The sequence below is a fragment of the Mameliella sp. MMSF_3455 genome (assembly GCF_030733205.1).
Lineage (GTDB): Bacteria > Pseudomonadota > Alphaproteobacteria > Rhodobacterales > Rhodobacteraceae > Antarctobacter.
This window is the reverse complement of record NZ_JASHJL010000013.1, coordinates 70,846-85,007: the sequence shown is the minus strand read 5'-3', so window position 1 is coordinate 85,007 and position 14,162 is coordinate 70,846. Positions and strand designations below refer to the sequence as shown.

General features: G+C 64.9%; 14 protein-coding genes. 2 read left to right on the top strand and 12 right to left on the bottom strand.

All coding sequences use genetic code 11. The features are described 5' to 3' along the window. Positions 1-6: 6 nt before the first annotated feature. From RBB42_RS11780 to RBB42_RS11725, 12 genes are all read right to left on the bottom strand, one after another. Entirely contained in the window at positions 7-825 is an 819-nt protein-coding gene (locus RBB42_RS11780) for a YdcF family protein (protein WP_305967651.1), read from the bottom strand. 75 nt (positions 826-900) lie between these two features. Next, entirely contained in the window at positions 901-1,641 is a 741-nt protein-coding gene (locus tag RBB42_RS11775; protein WP_305967650.1) for a glycosyltransferase family 2 protein, read from the bottom strand. A 6-nt stretch (positions 1,642-1,647) separates the two neighbouring features. Next, complete coding sequence (locus RBB42_RS11770; protein ID WP_305967649.1) at positions 1,648-2,994, bottom strand: UDP-glucose dehydrogenase family protein; 1,347 nt, start codon at positions 2,992-2,994, stop codon at positions 1,648-1,650. A 21-nt stretch (positions 2,995-3,015) separates the two neighbouring features. Then, positions 3,016-3,987: a UDP-glucuronic acid decarboxylase family protein gene (locus tag RBB42_RS11765; RefSeq protein ID WP_305967648.1), complete on the bottom strand. Its 972-nt coding sequence runs from the start codon at positions 3,985-3,987 to the stop codon at positions 3,016-3,018. A gap of 111 nt (positions 3,988-4,098) precedes the next feature. Next, positions 4,099-4,917 (bottom strand): glycosyltransferase family 2 protein, encoded by an 819-nt coding sequence (locus RBB42_RS11760; RefSeq protein ID WP_305967647.1) that lies wholly within the window; start codon positions 4,915-4,917, stop codon positions 4,099-4,101. 241 nt (positions 4,918-5,158) lie between these two features. Next, positions 5,159-5,713, bottom strand: coding sequence for an LbetaH domain-containing protein (locus tag RBB42_RS11755; RefSeq protein ID WP_305967646.1), 555 nt, complete (start codon positions 5,711-5,713; stop codon positions 5,159-5,161). Further along, a complete protein-coding gene (locus RBB42_RS11750) occupies positions 5,710-6,858 on the bottom strand; it encodes a glycosyltransferase (protein WP_305967645.1) in 1,149 nt (382 codons plus the stop codon). The genes RBB42_RS11755 and RBB42_RS11750 overlap by 4 nt, the downstream gene beginning before the upstream one ends. Further along, positions 6,855-7,907 carry a glycosyltransferase family 4 protein gene (locus RBB42_RS11745; protein WP_305967644.1) on the bottom strand — a complete coding sequence of 351 codons (1,053 nt, stop codon included), beginning with the start codon at positions 7,905-7,907 and terminating at the stop codon, positions 6,855-6,857. Before RBB42_RS11745 ends, RBB42_RS11750 begins: the two co-directional genes overlap by 4 nt. Then, positions 7,904-9,178, bottom strand: coding sequence for a glycosyltransferase (locus RBB42_RS11740; protein WP_305967643.1), 1,275 nt, complete (start codon positions 9,176-9,178; stop codon positions 7,904-7,906). Before RBB42_RS11740 ends, RBB42_RS11745 begins: the two co-directional genes overlap by 4 nt. Next, entirely contained in the window at positions 9,154-10,443 is a 1,290-nt protein-coding gene (locus tag RBB42_RS11735) for a hypothetical protein (RefSeq protein WP_305967642.1), read from the bottom strand. The genes RBB42_RS11740 and RBB42_RS11735 overlap by 25 nt, the downstream gene beginning before the upstream one ends. Continuing rightward, positions 10,443-11,330, bottom strand: coding sequence for a hypothetical protein (locus RBB42_RS11730; RefSeq protein WP_305967641.1), 888 nt, complete (start codon positions 11,328-11,330; stop codon positions 10,443-10,445). Before RBB42_RS11730 ends, RBB42_RS11735 begins: the two co-directional genes overlap by 1 nt. Then, positions 11,327-12,487: a glycosyltransferase family 4 protein gene (locus RBB42_RS11725; protein ID WP_305967640.1), complete on the bottom strand. Its 1,161-nt coding sequence runs from the start codon at positions 12,485-12,487 to the stop codon at positions 11,327-11,329. The genes RBB42_RS11730 and RBB42_RS11725 overlap by 4 nt, the downstream gene beginning before the upstream one ends. Positions 12,488-12,837: 350 nt before the next feature. Here RBB42_RS11725 and RBB42_RS11720 point away from each other — a divergent pair, with 350 nt between their 5' ends. Together RBB42_RS11720 and RBB42_RS11715 are read left to right on the top strand one after the other, a co-directional pair. Further along, positions 12,838-13,512: a CatB-related O-acetyltransferase gene (locus tag RBB42_RS11720; protein WP_305967639.1), complete on the top strand. Its 675-nt coding sequence runs from the start codon at positions 12,838-12,840 to the stop codon at positions 13,510-13,512. Further along, entirely contained in the window at positions 13,509-14,162 is a 654-nt protein-coding gene (locus RBB42_RS11715) for an acyltransferase (protein ID WP_305967638.1), read from the top strand. The genes RBB42_RS11720 and RBB42_RS11715 overlap by 4 nt, the downstream gene beginning before the upstream one ends.

The window sequence follows — 14,162 nt, the reverse complement described above, 5'->3', positions numbered from 1 at the left end:
CGGACTTCAGCCCGGACCGGCAGCAATGCCGGTCCGGGTCTTCGTCTGTGCCAGACAGGTTTCAATAACCTGCTCTCCGGCCAGTTGCCCGCCGAGTCGATAGGCCAGAAGCGACAGGTATTCGCGGACCGCCGTATTCAGCAGGCTCATGTTGTAGGTCGGTTCCCACCGGACATTGGCCAACCCGCGGGAGCGGTGATCGACCGGCCATGGCACAAGGTCGCGCCAGCCCGCCTCGCAGAACATGCCCACGGCGCGGCGCATGTGAAACGCACTGGTGACAAGGAGATAGGGCCCTTCGGGTGGCGCCATGCCCAGCGAAAACCGCGCGTTTTGCAGGGTATTGCGGGACAGCGGTTCTATGGTCAGCCGCCCGGGATCGAGCCCGTTCCGCTGGAAGTAGGCCTGCGGCAGAAAGGACCCGTCCGGCAGGTGCATGCTTTGCCCGACAAACAGCACCCGCGCCTCGGGAAAGCGTCGTGCCAGCAGCAGCGCGGCCGTCAATCTGTCCGACCCGGGGGACAATTTGATCTGCCCGGTATCCGCGCTGATCATGCCGTGTTCGCCGCCGCTCAACACGACGATCGTCGAGGGTGACGCCACCTCGGGTGCCCGCGGGTAGCTGTCCTCTAGGGTCTCCAGCAGCACGGCACCGAACGGCAGCGGGCCGATCACCGCGAGGCAGAACGCGGCGATCGTCACAGCCGTCCGGCCGACCCGCCACCATCCCCGCCACAGCGCCCCCAGCCCGACGAGCAGGATGAGCACGAAGAAGGTCTCTGGCAGCAAGACCTTTACGGCCGCCTGGGCAAGGTGAAGGGTCATGTCACTCACCCGGGCACCTTTTGGCATCGCTTTGCGGCGTGCTGCCGGTGCGGACCCACTGACGGTCTCCTGGCCTCAAGTGAACTGCCCGATCTTGGAGAGGTTCTTCAGCGCGAGTGTGCGCAGGCCACCGACGCCGTTGGCACGGATCGCGCGATAGTCCTCGCGGCTTTTTGTCAGGATCTTCGACAGTGAGCGGTTGCTCTCGCCGCCGACCCGCATGCGCACAAAAACCTTGGGAACATAGGACAGGCGGATGCCCCCCCGCACCAGGTAGCGCAGCATGGCATCGTAGTCGGCAGCGATGCGGTAGGACGTGTCATAGGCGCCCCACGCCGCAAAGACCGAGCGGCGCAGGTAGAGCGTGGGATGCGGCGGCATCCAGCCGCGCCTCAGCTTTTCCGGCGCATACCCCCCCGAGCGCCACTTGCGGATGGTGCGGGACATGTCGCCTGTCGAAACATAGTCGAGATCGCCGTAGACCCCGTCGACCGCCGGGTCGTTCAGCGCCTCTGCCACCCGAGCCAGAACGTCGTCCGATGCAAAGACATCGTCGGAATGCATGAGCCCGATGACCTCGCCCGAGGCGCGCGCGATGCCACGGTTGATCGCATCGTAGAGGCCGTCATCGCGTTCGGAACAAAGCCGGATGCGGGGGTCCTTGCGCTCGGCGATACGCGCGAGCGTGCCGTCGGTAGAGCCCCCGTCCTGGATGACGTAGTCGATGTCGCGGTAGGTCTGCCGCAGGACACTGTCCACGGCATCGCCGACAACGGCGTTGCGGTTGTAGACGGCCGTGATGACAGAAATCCGCATGTCAGTTCACGTCTCCCGGGCAGCGGCGCCTCGCCCTTCGGCCCGACCCCTTCGCCCGATGCTCTCGTAGCCGGTGAAGCCGGCGGCCTCGGCGTCGGCGGGGGCATAGATGTTGCGCAGGTCGGCCAGTTTCGCTTGTGCCATGCTGCCGGCCAGGCGCGAGAGATCCAGCGCGCGGAACTCGTTCCACTCGGTCAGGATCACCAGGAGATCGGCGCCCTCGGCCGCGGCATAGGGATCATCCATCCAGGTCACGCCGGGCAGCAGGTGTTCGCCCTCCCGGCTGCCCTGCGGATCGACCACCCGGACCTTGGCTCCGCCCCCCACCAGCGCGGGCACGATGGTCAGCGAGGGCGCGTCGCGCATGTCGTCGGTGTTGGGCTTGAAGGTCACGCCCAGCACCGCCACCGTCTTGCCGTTGAAACCGCCGTCGCACAGGTCGACCAGCTTGTCGAGCATGCGCCGCTTGACGTCCTCGTTGACCTTGATGACCGTCTCGACGATCGAGATGGGCGCCGCGTGCTCTTGCCCGATGCGGGCCAGCGCCTTGGTATCCTTGGGAAAACAGCTGCCGCCATAGCCGGGACCGGCATGCAGGAACTTGTTGCCGATGCGGCCGTCCATGCCCATGCCCTTGGACACCGATTTCACGTCGGCCCCCACCTTTTCGCACAGCGCCGCGATCTCGTTGATGAAGGTGATCTTGGTCGCGAGAAAGGCGTTGGCCGCGTATTTGATCATCTCCGCCGACTCCAGGTCGGTGGTGACTATGGGGAAATCGCGCAGGTAGAGCGGGCGGTAGATCTCGGCCATAACGGCGGCGGCGCGGTCGGTTTCCACGCCCACCACCACGCGGTCGGGTTTCATGAAATCGTCGATCGCGGCGCCTTCGCGCAGGAACTCGGGGTTCGAGGCCACGTCGAAATCGAGCGACGGGTTGGCGGCGGCGACCGTCTCCTTGACCTTGCGGTTGGTGCCCACCGGCACGGTCGACTTGGTCACGACCACCACGTATTCCTTCGCCGCCTTCGCGATTTCCCCGGCCGCGGCCATGACATAGCTCAGGTCGGCATGGCCATCGCCCCGACGTGTCGGCGTGCCCACCGCGATGAAGACCGCGTCGGCCCCGTCGATGGCGCTGGCCAGGTCCAGCGTGAAGCTGAGCCGCCCGGCCTCGACGTTCTTGTGCATCAGCAGGTCGAGGCCCGGTTCGTAGATCGGCACCTCGCCGCGCTCCAGCATCTCGATCTTGCGCGGGTCCTTGTCCACGCAGACAACTTCGTGACCGAAATCCGAAAAACAAACCCCGGAAACAAGACCGACGTAGCCCGTTCCGATCATCGCAATCTTCATCTGTCAGCCTCCTCGGTGTGCTCAGGACGCCGCCATGGTTTTCAGAAGCGACTCGAAGTATTCGACCGTGCGTCCCAGACCCTGGTCCAGTGCGATCCGGGGCTCCCAGCCCAGAACGGACTGCGCCTTGGAGATGTCGGGCCGCCGCTGCTTGGGGTCATCATGCGGCAGGTCGTGGTAGACGATTTCGGATTTCGAACCCGTCATCGCTACGACTTTCTCGGCCAGTTCCCGGATGGTGAATTCGCCCGGGTTGCCGATGTTGATCGGGCCGGTGACGCTGGCATCGCTTTCCATCAGCCGAATGAAACCTTCGATCAGGTCGTCGACGTAGCAGAACGACCGCGTCTGGCTGCCATCGCCGTAGATCGTGATCGGCTGACCCGAGAGGGCCTGCACGATGAAGTTGGACACCACGCGCCCGTCGGCATGGTGCATCCGCGGTCCGTAGGTGTTGAAGATCCGCACCACCTTAATCTCGAGGTCGTGCTGGCGGTGGTAGTCGAAGAACAGCGTCTCGGCGCAGCGCTTGCCCTCGTCATAGCAGGACCGGATGCCGATGGGATTGACGTTGCCCCAGTATTCTTCGGGCTGCGGGTGCACGGAGGGATCGCCGTAGACCTCACTGGTGGAGGCCTGGAAAATCCGGCATTTCAGACGCTTGGCCAGGCCCAGCATGTTGATTGCACCATGCACCGAGGTCTTGGTGGTCTGCACGGGATCGTGCTGGTAGTGCACCGGCGAGGCCGGGCAGGCCAGGTTGTAGATCTCGTCCACCTCGACGTAGAGCGGCAGCGTCACGTCGTGGCGCATGAACTCGAAGCGCGGGTGGTTGTGCAAGTGGTCGATGTTGCGCTTGGTGCCGGTGAAGAGATTGTCGACGCACAGCACCTCGTGCCCCTGCTCCAGCAGTCGATCGGTCAGATGAGAGCCGAGAAAGCCCGCGCCGCCGGTCACCAGGATGCGTTTTCGGCTGTCGTAAAGTCTGGCCATGATTTTCTCCGGCAAATCTGTATTCAAATTGTCTCGGGTCACCTAGTGGCGACGGTGGGCGATGTTGTCAATGTGCGCAAGAGTCCACGCCGAGAGGCGGGCACGCTTAGTTTATTCCTTCAACATCAAGCGTATAGTCTGAAAATACCAAGCCTTGTAAAAGGCATATTCCAACCCGGCGGCACCATCACGAAACCCTCCCTTTCCGACATAAGTGCCCAAGAAATAGAACCACGGATACCACCAGCGGCGCAGGTGGCGGTATTTGAACTGCTGGCGCCGCGTCAGATTTTCCCAAGCCGTCTGATCTTCCTCCAGCGCGCGCAGGCGACGCGCCTCCCATCGGGCGTAGTCGACGTGGCGTGTGAGGAAGCGTGCCAGACCCCGGTCATCGCGGTGCTCGATCTGCGCGGCGATCTCTCCCACCGGACCGTCAACGATGGGGTGTTCGTGGATCTCCATGTCCAGTCCGCTCCAGCCATTCTCGTCGATACGCTCGTAGAGCCCGCGCCCGACCCGAAAGAGCGCAAGTTTGCGCTGCTGCAGGCCGTGGCGCAACGGGCGGCCAAGGAAGGTGTTGGCATAGCTCAGCCAGTAGCCGTCGCAATCGCCCCTTTCCAGCGCTTCGGCGAGGGCGTCACAAAACGCATCGTCAACGATCTCATCGGCATCAAGGAACAGGACCCAAGGCTGCGCCGGGGGATGGTTGAGCAACATCCAGTTGCGTTTCTTGGGATAGCTCCCATCCCATGTGAACTGCAGGACACGGGCACCAAAGCCTTCGGCGATCTCCACCGTGCGGTCTGTGGAACCGCTGTCGATCACGACGACATCGGCAAAGCGGGACAGGCGTTCGAGGCAGGCAGGCAGCCCCTTCTCCTCGTTCCTGACCGGGATCGCGACGGTTACGGGCAATTTGTGATCGGTCATGATGGGCCTTTGTTGAAGTCTGTGCCTGCGCTCATTTAGGTCGCCCCACGCCCAAGCCGCAGATGCCACGGCAGCCCGCCTCTGGCCAAAGGGGTGTGTACGTCCGGGTCGCATCGACGATCTCCCCGACCGTGGACGCGAAACCGGTTATCGGCCATGCCTGCCGCATCGGGCGGCGGGCCATCTGCGTGAATGCTGGCAGCCTTTCGAGAACGGTCGCCGGGAAATACCGGGGTCACTTTCATCCTGTCGTGCTCCGAATCGGCCGCGCCGGGTTTCCCGCGAGGATCGCATGCGGAGGGCAATCCTTCATGACAACCGCTCGGGCGCCCAGGATGGCGCCCTCGCCCACCGTCACGCCGGGCCCGACGAAGGCATCGGCGCAGACCCAGGCATCGGCGCCCACGGTGATCGGCGGTTTGATCAGCGGGCGCGCCGGGTCGCGCCAGTCGTGGCTGCCGGCGCAGAGATGGGCAAATTGGCTGATCGCGGCACGCGGCCCGAGACGGATCGGCCCCAGCGCGTAGAGTATCGCCCGGTCGCCGACCGCGCAGCCTTCCTCCAGCACGAGGTTCCACGGAATGGTGATGCGCACCGTGGGATAGACATGGACGTCCCGCCCGACCTGCGCCCCGAACAGACGCAGCATCGCCCGCCGCCAGCCCCACAGAGGCCGCGGACTGTACCGGAACAGCGGCGAGGCCAGCGCCCAGAGCACCCGTCCGGCCTGCTCGCGGCGGCTCCACTTCCGCGCCGCGCGGTTGGCGGTGACGTCGATTTGCGATCCCTGGCTCATGTCACCACGCACTCCGGTCTGTCCGCCTCGCCGCGGCACCAGGCATAGACCTCGGCCATGCGCGCGGCGATGTTGTCCCAGCCAAAGTCACGGGCCATCCAGTCGCGTCCGCGCAATCCCATGGCCAGACGTTCGGCCCCGGGGGCCGAGAGGGCAGCCCGCAGCGCCGGCACCATCGCCTCGGCGCCGTAGTCCACCCACCAGCCGCAGCGCGCGCTTTCCAGCCCTTGCCAAGGCGCGCCCTTTGTCGAGATCACCGGCGTGCCTGCCGCCAGCGCCTCGGCCACCACCATGCCGAAGTTCTCGTGCCGGGTGGGCAGCACGAAGAGCCCGGCCTCACGGTAGGCGCGCCATTTCTCCGGCCCGTAGAGAGGCCCGTCGAAATCGACCCGGGGCGCGCCCAGTTCCGCCACCTGCGCCTCGAGCGACTCGCGGCAGCCGATCTCGGAGGGTCCGACGATGCGCAGTCGCCAGTCAGGGAACTCTGCCGCAACGCGCGCCCAAGCCGCGACCAGCTGGTCGATGCCCTTCTTCGGATGCAGCCGCCCCAGGTGCAGCACGGTGCGGCCCGGCGCGGGATCGCCCCCGGCGATGTCGATGCCGTTGGGGATCACCGCCACCGGGGCGGTCAGACCCATTGCGCGGATGTCCTCCAGTTCGGCCTGGCTGGTGGCGTGGAAACAGGTCACCGCCTCCAGCGCGCGGCGTTGGGCCAACGCCCACATGATCCGCTTGCGGCGGGACGAAAAGGCCAGCGCCTCGGCCCCCAACATCCCTCTGGGCGAGATCACCAGCGGCGTGCCGTGCCGCCGTGCCGCGCGGGCGGGATACAGGTTCGGCATCAGCCAGAGCCCGTGGCCGTGCAGCACGGCGCCATTCCCCGCCGCCGCGTCAAGCGCGCGCGCCAGGCCCGGAGAGAAGGCGAGCCGTGACAGTACCGGCACACCGGTCAGTGCGGGCGCGAAGGTTTGCCTCTGGACACCGGCGCGCACCGCGACGCGCGGCACGTCGGCCAGGCTCCAGATGCCGGTCGAGAGACCACGCGCAGCCTGCGCCTCGGCCAGACGGGTGACCGAGTAGCTGGGTCCCGAAGCTTCGTCCTCGATCGAAGCGACGACGTGGAGATGCGACGGATGCTGCGTCATGCCTGACCTTCCAGAAAGGCCGTTGCCTGGCCGGCCCAGTCATCGACGGTGAGCCCCTCTGCCCTTGCCCGGCTGGCCCGCGACATGGCCGCCAGCTCTGCATCTTCGAGACTGTCGATGCGCGCGATGGCCTCGACGAGCGCCTCCGGCGTTACCTCTGGCAGAAGGATGCCGTTGTCGGTGCCGAGGAACCGGTCCGCCGCCCCCACCCGGGACGACAGCACCAGCGGAAAGCCGGCAAGCGCGAATTCCTGCACCACGAGGCCCCAGGGCTCGAAGGTACTGGGCAGTACGAAGACACCGCCGCCGGCCAGAAGCTCACGGAACTCTGCAGGCTGGACAAACCCCAGGTGCCGGATCTTCGGGTGGGCAGGTTTCACCGAGTCCAGGGCGCCGGCGCCGATGCACCACAGCTCGAGGGTGCTGTCATGGCTGGCATGGTAGGATTGGAACGCCTCCCATAGCACGTCGAGTCCCTTTTCCGGCACATAGCGCCCGGTGAAGACCAGTCGCCTGGTCGGTGCGCGCCCCTCAAGCCCCGTCCAGATCGGATCGAAATTGGCCGCGTTGGCGACGTAGAGTCCTTCGTGGATCTGCCGTTCCGCAAAGCCCAGCTTGCGGGCAAAGCGGTGCTGGCGGGGTCCCGGAACCCAGACATGATCGAACAGCGGCTGCAACCGGAGCCGCGACCAGACCAGACCGAGGCTTTGGCGCAGGGTGCCCAGCCATTGGTTGTCCATCGTCATGACCGCCGGGCACGACGGCTTGCGGTGGCGCACAACCGACAGGTAATCCTTGTCCATCCAGCCAAAGCACAGGATCAGTTGCGGGTCGAGGTCCCGGACCAGCGCCTCCAGGCCCTCCGCGTCGAAATCCTCGCGCTGGTAGAACCGGAGTCCACCCTCCGTGGAATCGAACCGGAACGGAGCATCGCTGTCCACCTTGCGGCGGACAATGTGCAGGTCGACCCCCGTCGTCTTCTGCCAGTGAGTGACACAGTTGAGCATGTAATCCGACAGGCGGCTCATCAGGATCAACGCGCGGGTCATGCGGCTACTCCGGTCAAAAGGCGCCCCAGCCGCCGACCGACAGTCTCGTAGGAGAAGGCCTCGACGGCATGTGTGCCAGCGTTGTGTTGCAGTTCCGCGACTCGCTCTGGCCCGGTTGCCAGACGGTCCAGATGGGCGGCGATCTCCTTGGCCGAGAGATCGTCCAGCAGAACCAGTGCGTCCCGGGGCAGCTCTCCAACGTCGCCGACCGGCGTGGTGATGACGGCTTTGCCGTGGCCGAGGAATTCGTAGATCTTGGAGGGTGTCTTGAAGTCTGCGTAGCGCCCATCGGGGTCCTGAAGAACCACGCAGACATGCGCGGCGCCAAGCAGTTCAGCGTACTCTGCCCTGCTCACGAAACCGTGCTGCGTCACGGGTAGGTTATCCAAGGTCGCCAGGCGTCCTGCCACCCAGTCCGACATCGGTCCGGCCCCCGAGATGTCGGCCCTTAGCCGCGTGGCGGCGCCGGTTCTGTCAAGCATTTCCAGCGCCTCGACGAACTGCACGATGCCGTGCTCGCGTTCGACCTTGCCCGCGTAGAGCACTCGCAACGGCGGAGGCGCCGGTACGTCGTCGGCCTGCGACGGGATGTCGATGCAGCCGGTCACGACCTCGACGGACACGGACGTCTTGCGCGGCAGATAGGACAGGAACCGGCGTGTCGGCACAAGGTAGGCGTCCGACATCCGGGCAACCAGGTGCATGCAGAGCCAGAAAACCAGTTGCTGAACGGGGCGCGCCTCTGACCTGCGCGACCAATCCGACAAGACGGGCACCGAGACATCCTCGACGTTGTTGACGATGCGCAGTCCCGACGTCATTGCCAGCCATGCCGTCAGCAGAACCAGTCCGGGCGAGAAATTGTAGACGATACCGCCTTTCAGCGGCCGGCGCCGGATGCGCCGCATCACCGCGAGCTGGAAGAACGGTGCCGTCAGCATGTTCAGCCCGATCACGTTCAGCGCGGGCGCGTGGACGACGGCCATGCCTCCCCGGCGCCGCACTCGCGCCGGATGCAGCCAGGGCCCGCCCTTGCGCACCGCGCGCAGGCTGGTGGCCGGAGACAGCAGGATCGGCCGAAAGCCGGCCCGCCTCAGCGCCTGCGACAGGCGCTGCATGCGGTTCGATCCGGCGGCATTATGTGACCTCAGCCCGCGCTCTGCGACGATCGCCTCGTCAAGGAAGGAGCCCAAATACAGAACACGTCCCCCGGCGTCCGTTGTGGAGACCGGCCGCGCGCCCGCTGTCAGGTATGAACGGGTTTGGTCCATTGGTACTTCCGTGCGGCAAAGGCCAGCACGGCTCCCCAGAAGATTGTGATTGCGAACCCCGGGGACACGACGCTGTTCTGGATCGTCGTGAAGCTGCCCAGAAAGCACTGGACCGCGAGCACATGCCAGAACAGGCCGCGCCCCGGATAACGAGAGGTGACGAATTCCAGCAGGAAGGCGATGACGCCGATGCTGAAGAAAACGGCCCGCTCGCCGAAGTCGAAGATCAGATCCGGAAGAATGGACCTGGGGATCACGCGTGCAGGATCATAGGTGTCTTCGAAATCCAGAAGGACATTGCGCATCACGCCCTTTGCTTCCGAAATATCGATCAGTTTCAGGCGCGCGGCGAAATCGGCGACCCAGCCAAAACTGTTCAGGCCATAAGTCCGGTCGCTGGCGATCGCGGCGAACACCCAGGTGTCCATCGCCTGAAAGGTCGAGACCGGCCAGATGATCACCGCATAAAGGACATTCAGTTCTTCGCCGTAGCCGCCCCGAACGTAGCCCATGACGGCGAAGATCGTCAGCAGGAAGGTGATCATTCCGCCAATACTGAGAAACTCCTGCGCGCTGAGTGCAAAGGGATGGCGTGAGAAGTTGGAACGACAGAGCAGCAGGCTCGCGACATAGGCCAGCGTATAGCTCATCAGAAAGGTCCGCCCGCCATTCGCCAGCCCCAGCGGCGCGCCCGCGGCAATGGTGATCAGCAGGCCGCGGATGCTGACGCCGTGATAGGAATCCCGTATGCCCCGGATCACGATAAAGGTGGTCATCAGAACCGACAGGTGCGACCCGATCCGCAGCAGCGCGCCGCCTTGGCGCTGGTTATAGACCCCGCGCACCTCGCTCAGGTAGTCGAAGCTGAGGCCCACCGTTGCGACCCGCTGCGCAAAGAACGCCCCGCCGACCAGGAACAAGGCCCAGAGCACCTTGCGGCCATAGGTGTCGAGCAGGTGCTCGGACAGTTCGACCAGTTCGAGGTAGCGCTGCCGCGGCTTGCCGAAAGCTCCGACCAGGGTGCCGATCAGGAAGCCGGTGAAGGCGCCGTGGAACAGCATCTCGATATAGGGCGCGGAATAGAGCTCGATCTCGCGCCAGCCCCTTTCCACCACCAGTTCACCGCCGGACACGAGAAACCACCAGCCAAACCAGAAGGCCAGCGACGCCGAGATCGCCGGTTGCCGAAGCACGATCCGCAAGGCGAGATTCAGCCCGCCATAGATGTAGATCAGCCGCAGGAGAGAGGCGAAGTCCTCTTCCATCAGAGCGCCGGCAGCCCAATGACGCCACCGTGCTGGCGTGCGTCGGGTGTCTGGAAACAGTTCATCAGCCCGCCAATGTCCAGGCAGAGGGTCTGCAAGGGTGCGAGCTGGCGCAAGATGTTGGCCGAACCTATGCCCGCCGCCACCAGGGCGATCTCGATGTCGTCATCGACCCCGGACAGGTCCAGCCTCTCGGTCAACGAGGAACTGGACGAGATCGGCAGGAAGCGGACCGCGCCAGCCCCGTAGGCGGTCAGCGTCTCCTCGATCCGGGCCTGTTTTTCCGGCGTCAGTCCCGTCACGATCAGGATCTTGCGCCCTTGCAGGAAATCCTGCCACCCCGGGCTGACCAGAAGCGAAGGCGCGAAATGGAAAGGAATGTAGTTGCCGTCGTGCAGGCGGATGTCATGGCGCGCCAGCAGGTCCTCGAGCACACGGTTATACTCGACAAAGGCATCAAGTCCGTTGTCGTTGATGTAACACGCAAGGTAGCCGCGTTCCGACAGATCGCGCACATGCGACATCAGTTCCGCGCGCAGCCGGCGGGTCTCGGCCGGGGCGTAGGTTTCTCCCCACGACGTTTTCCAGCGGTCCGGGTTCTTGATCCGCAGCCTCTCGGCACCGACCGCCAGCAGTTCCCGCGCAATGTTCTTGCGGGACCAGTTGACGCGCCGACCGAACATGAACCGGTATTCACCGTCAGCCATGCGGTAGATCGGCAGGTAACGACTGCGAATCGCCGACAGGGCGTCCTGCCGGAACTGATCGAACCAAGTCCGCCCGTCGGTGTCGCGGAACGACCAGGCATGCAGGTGGCCACCGTAGGCGGCGCCGGCGTTGCCCAGCCCGATGAAGTCGATATCGACTCTGTGTCTCATGGAGCTCATGATTGCCACGCCTCGTTCGCCCGTGCCACGTCTGCGCCCACCGCCGCGCCATCCTGCGCCCGCTCCGCAACGATGCGTCGGATATTGGCGGCGTATCGGTCGCCGTAGTCCGCCCAGGTCAACCCGTTGGAGACCCGGGCCTGCGCCCGCCGCCCCATCTCAGCTGCCAGGTCGCGATTCTCGTACAGATGAAGGATGCGCGCCTTCAGCGCCTCGACGTCGCGGATCGGCACGACATGGCCTGCATGTCCCTCACCGCCGATCAGGTCCGCCCCCCCGGTGTTGGTGGTGCAGATCAGCGGCAGCCCGCAGGCCATTGCCTGGCACTGGACCATGGCCATGCCTTCCTCGATCGAGGCCAGCGCAAAGACCGAGGCCTGGGAATAGAACTTGTAGAGCTGATCCTGAGGCTGGTGACCGTGAAAGGTGCACCGCTCGTCGGCATATCTCTCGATGACGGGGCGCATCTCGGGACTGACGGACCCCACGTGCCAGAACTCGGCATCCGGCAGGTCGAGCTCGGCAAATGCCTGCAGCAGGTAGTGCGAGCCTTTGCGACGGTGAAAGCCGCCGACATTGATCACCCGGAACGTGTCGTCGGTCTTTTCGACCTTGCGAAATGCGCCGAGGTCGACCCCATAGGCATTCACCAGCAGCTTTTCCGCGGGCACGTTGTGCTTGAGGAAACTGTCCCGCACGAAGGTGGAGGGGACGGAAATGAAGTCCGCAAGTTCGTACTCCATAAGCTCACGCTGCCAGAAGAAATACATCTCGTCGAAGGCCTGCCCAAAGCGACGGCTTTCCTCGCGCATCAACGCGCGCCATTCGTTGCAGTGGCTGCTGCCGCGTTCGAGGATCGTGATCTTTCCGGCCCCGCGCGCCGCGATCAGGGCTTCGAGGCTGGACCCGCTCCAACCGATGAAGACGTCGTTGTCGGCCACCAAACGACGGGCGTTCCGCCCATGCCGCACGGCCAAATACTCCTGCAACCGCTGCTGATCGACCAGTTTCTGCCGGGGGCCGAAGCGCCGAAGCAGTTCGAGAGCGGGCTCGCCCAAGATCCTGTCCCGATCGATTCCCCAGCGCGCAGTGATGCGGGCCGGATAGGTGCTGAGCAACTGGCCGAGGAGATGGTGTCTCTGCAGTTCCCGCGCCATGTCAAAAGCATGAAACCGCCCGACGACGGCAACCCCGACCCGTATTTCGCGCTCCACGCCGGGCGCGGGTGCAGGGCAGGACTGGGAGGGAGCGCAGCTGGCCGGCATGCTCGTCAAAGACCTGTTCCCCTGTCGCTCAAACCGTCGTGCAAAAAAATCCGGATGGCCGGTCTTGTCTCTGGTCGGCCTCCCGACAGGTGCTGTCTAGCGCGCCACCAGACGCAGGGCAACAGGCCTTTGCAGGTGCAGCATTACCTTGCATAGCAGGACCTGCGGGCCTAAAGCATGGGGCGGGCCATGGCGATTCAGGCCAACTTGGATCGAGACAGGGACAGGGACAATTTCGCGACATGCGCCTAGGCCGGAATCTGATCGCCTCGTGCCGCGAATTGCTTGCGCAGCTTCTGCGGTCGACACGCGCAGCGCGCCGCTACCCACATGTCAGCTTTGGCCACAACGCCGCCATCGCCACTGACTGCAGTTTCGGCAAAAACGTGCGAGTCTACGAGAATACCCGCCTCGCCGCCGCCAAGATCGGTGACTATTCCTATGTCGGCGGGGGTAGCAGGCTGCAAAACGTCACCATTGGCAAGTTCTGCTCGATCGGCCCGGACGTAAGAATCGGGCTTGGCGTGCACCCGGTGGACCATGTCTCGACCTACCCGGGGTTCTATTCGACCACGGCCTCGGGCTGCACCGCCTTCACGACGACCAGCCTCATCAAGGAACACACCCCGATCGAGATCGGACACGACGTCTGGGTCGGCGCCGGCGCCACACTCATGGATGGGGTAAACATCGGCCACGGCGCGGTGATCGGCGCTGGGGCGGTCGTGGCCCGCGACGTGGCCCCTTATTCCATCGTCGCTGGTGTCCCGGCGCGCCGCCTGCGCGACCGGTTCGACCAAGAGATGGTCGCCTTCCTGCTGGACTTCGCCTGGTGGGACCGGGACGAGGCCTTTCTGCGGGAAAAAGCACCGCTTTTCGCCCGTCCTTCGGCCTTTCGCGACGAGTTGCCATCATGACCGGAAAGTCCCTGAGTGACATGCCGCATTATGTGCGCATCGTGCTGCAGATGGCGCACCAGCGGTTCTCGACCACTCGCATGCGCCTGGCCGCCCTATACTGGGGCGTATCATTGGGACACGGTTCTGGCTTTGTCGGCATGGCCTCTCTGTTGCGCTGCCGGCAGAGCAGTATCCGGATCGGCCCCAATGGACGGTTCCTGTCTGCCACCAAATCGAACCGCCACGGGTTGAACCGGCCGGTGATGATCAGCACGCTGCGGCCGGGGGCGGAAATCGTGATCGGATCTGACGCAGGCCTGAGCGGCACGGTGATCTGCGCCGCCGTCTCGGTACGGATCGGCGACCGGGTCATGCTGGGCGCGAACACCACGGTGACGGACACGGATTCGCATCCCCTGGACCACCGGCACCGTTTCGCCGCGCACTACGGGCTCGACCCTCGGCTGGCGGACAGCGCAACCGCTGTGGCCCCGGTGGTGATCGAGGACGATGTCTTTGTCGGCATGCATTCGATCGTGCTGAAGGGCGTCACCATCGGCCGGGGGGCCGTGGTCGCCGCCGGCAGCGTCGTGAGCCGGGACGTCCCGCCCGGCGCCATCGTCGGAGGCGTCCCCGCGCGGGTGCTGGGGCGGGCGCAGGCCGAATGA

Excerpts from the sequence above, each read along its gene's own strand:
- RBB42_RS11780 (WP_305967651.1), bottom strand. The coding sequence starts at position 825 with ATGACCCTTCACCTTGCCCAGGCGGCCGTAAAGGTCTTGCTGCCAGAG.
- RBB42_RS11775 (WP_305967650.1), bottom strand. The coding sequence starts at position 1,641 with ATGCGGATTTCTGTCATCACGGCCGTCTACAACCGCAACGCCGTTGTC.
- RBB42_RS11770 (WP_305967649.1), bottom strand. The coding sequence starts at position 2,994 with ATGAAGATTGCGATGATCGGAACGGGCTACGTCGGTCTTGTTTCCGGG.
- RBB42_RS11765 (WP_305967648.1), bottom strand. The coding sequence starts at position 3,987 with ATGGCCAGACTTTACGACAGCCGAAAACGCATCCTGGTGACCGGCGGC.
- RBB42_RS11760 (WP_305967647.1), bottom strand. The coding sequence starts at position 4,917 with ATGACCGATCACAAATTGCCCGTAACCGTCGCGATCCCGGTCAGGAAC.
- RBB42_RS11755 (WP_305967646.1), bottom strand. The coding sequence starts at position 5,713 with ATGAGCCAGGGATCGCAAATCGACGTCACCGCCAACCGCGCGGCGCGG.
- RBB42_RS11750 (WP_305967645.1), bottom strand. The coding sequence starts at position 6,858 with ATGACGCAGCATCCGTCGCATCTCCACGTCGTCGCTTCGATCGAGGAC.
- RBB42_RS11745 (WP_305967644.1), bottom strand. The coding sequence starts at position 7,907 with ATGACCCGCGCGTTGATCCTGATGAGCCGCCTGTCGGATTACATGCTC.
- RBB42_RS11740 (WP_305967643.1), bottom strand. The coding sequence starts at position 9,178 with ATGGACCAAACCCGTTCATACCTGACAGCGGGCGCGCGGCCGGTCTCC.
- RBB42_RS11735 (WP_305967642.1), bottom strand. The coding sequence starts at position 10,443 with ATGGAAGAGGACTTCGCCTCTCTCCTGCGGCTGATCTACATCTATGGC.
- RBB42_RS11730 (WP_305967641.1), bottom strand. The coding sequence starts at position 11,330 with ATGAGCTCCATGAGACACAGAGTCGATATCGACTTCATCGGGCTGGGC.
- RBB42_RS11725 (WP_305967640.1), bottom strand. The coding sequence starts at position 12,487 with ATGGCGCGGGAACTGCAGAGACACCATCTCCTCGGCCAGTTGCTCAGC.
- RBB42_RS11720 (WP_305967639.1), top strand. The coding sequence starts at position 12,838 with ATGCGCCTAGGCCGGAATCTGATCGCCTCGTGCCGCGAATTGCTTGCG.
- RBB42_RS11715 (WP_305967638.1), top strand. The coding sequence starts at position 13,509 with ATGACCGGAAAGTCCCTGAGTGACATGCCGCATTATGTGCGCATCGTG.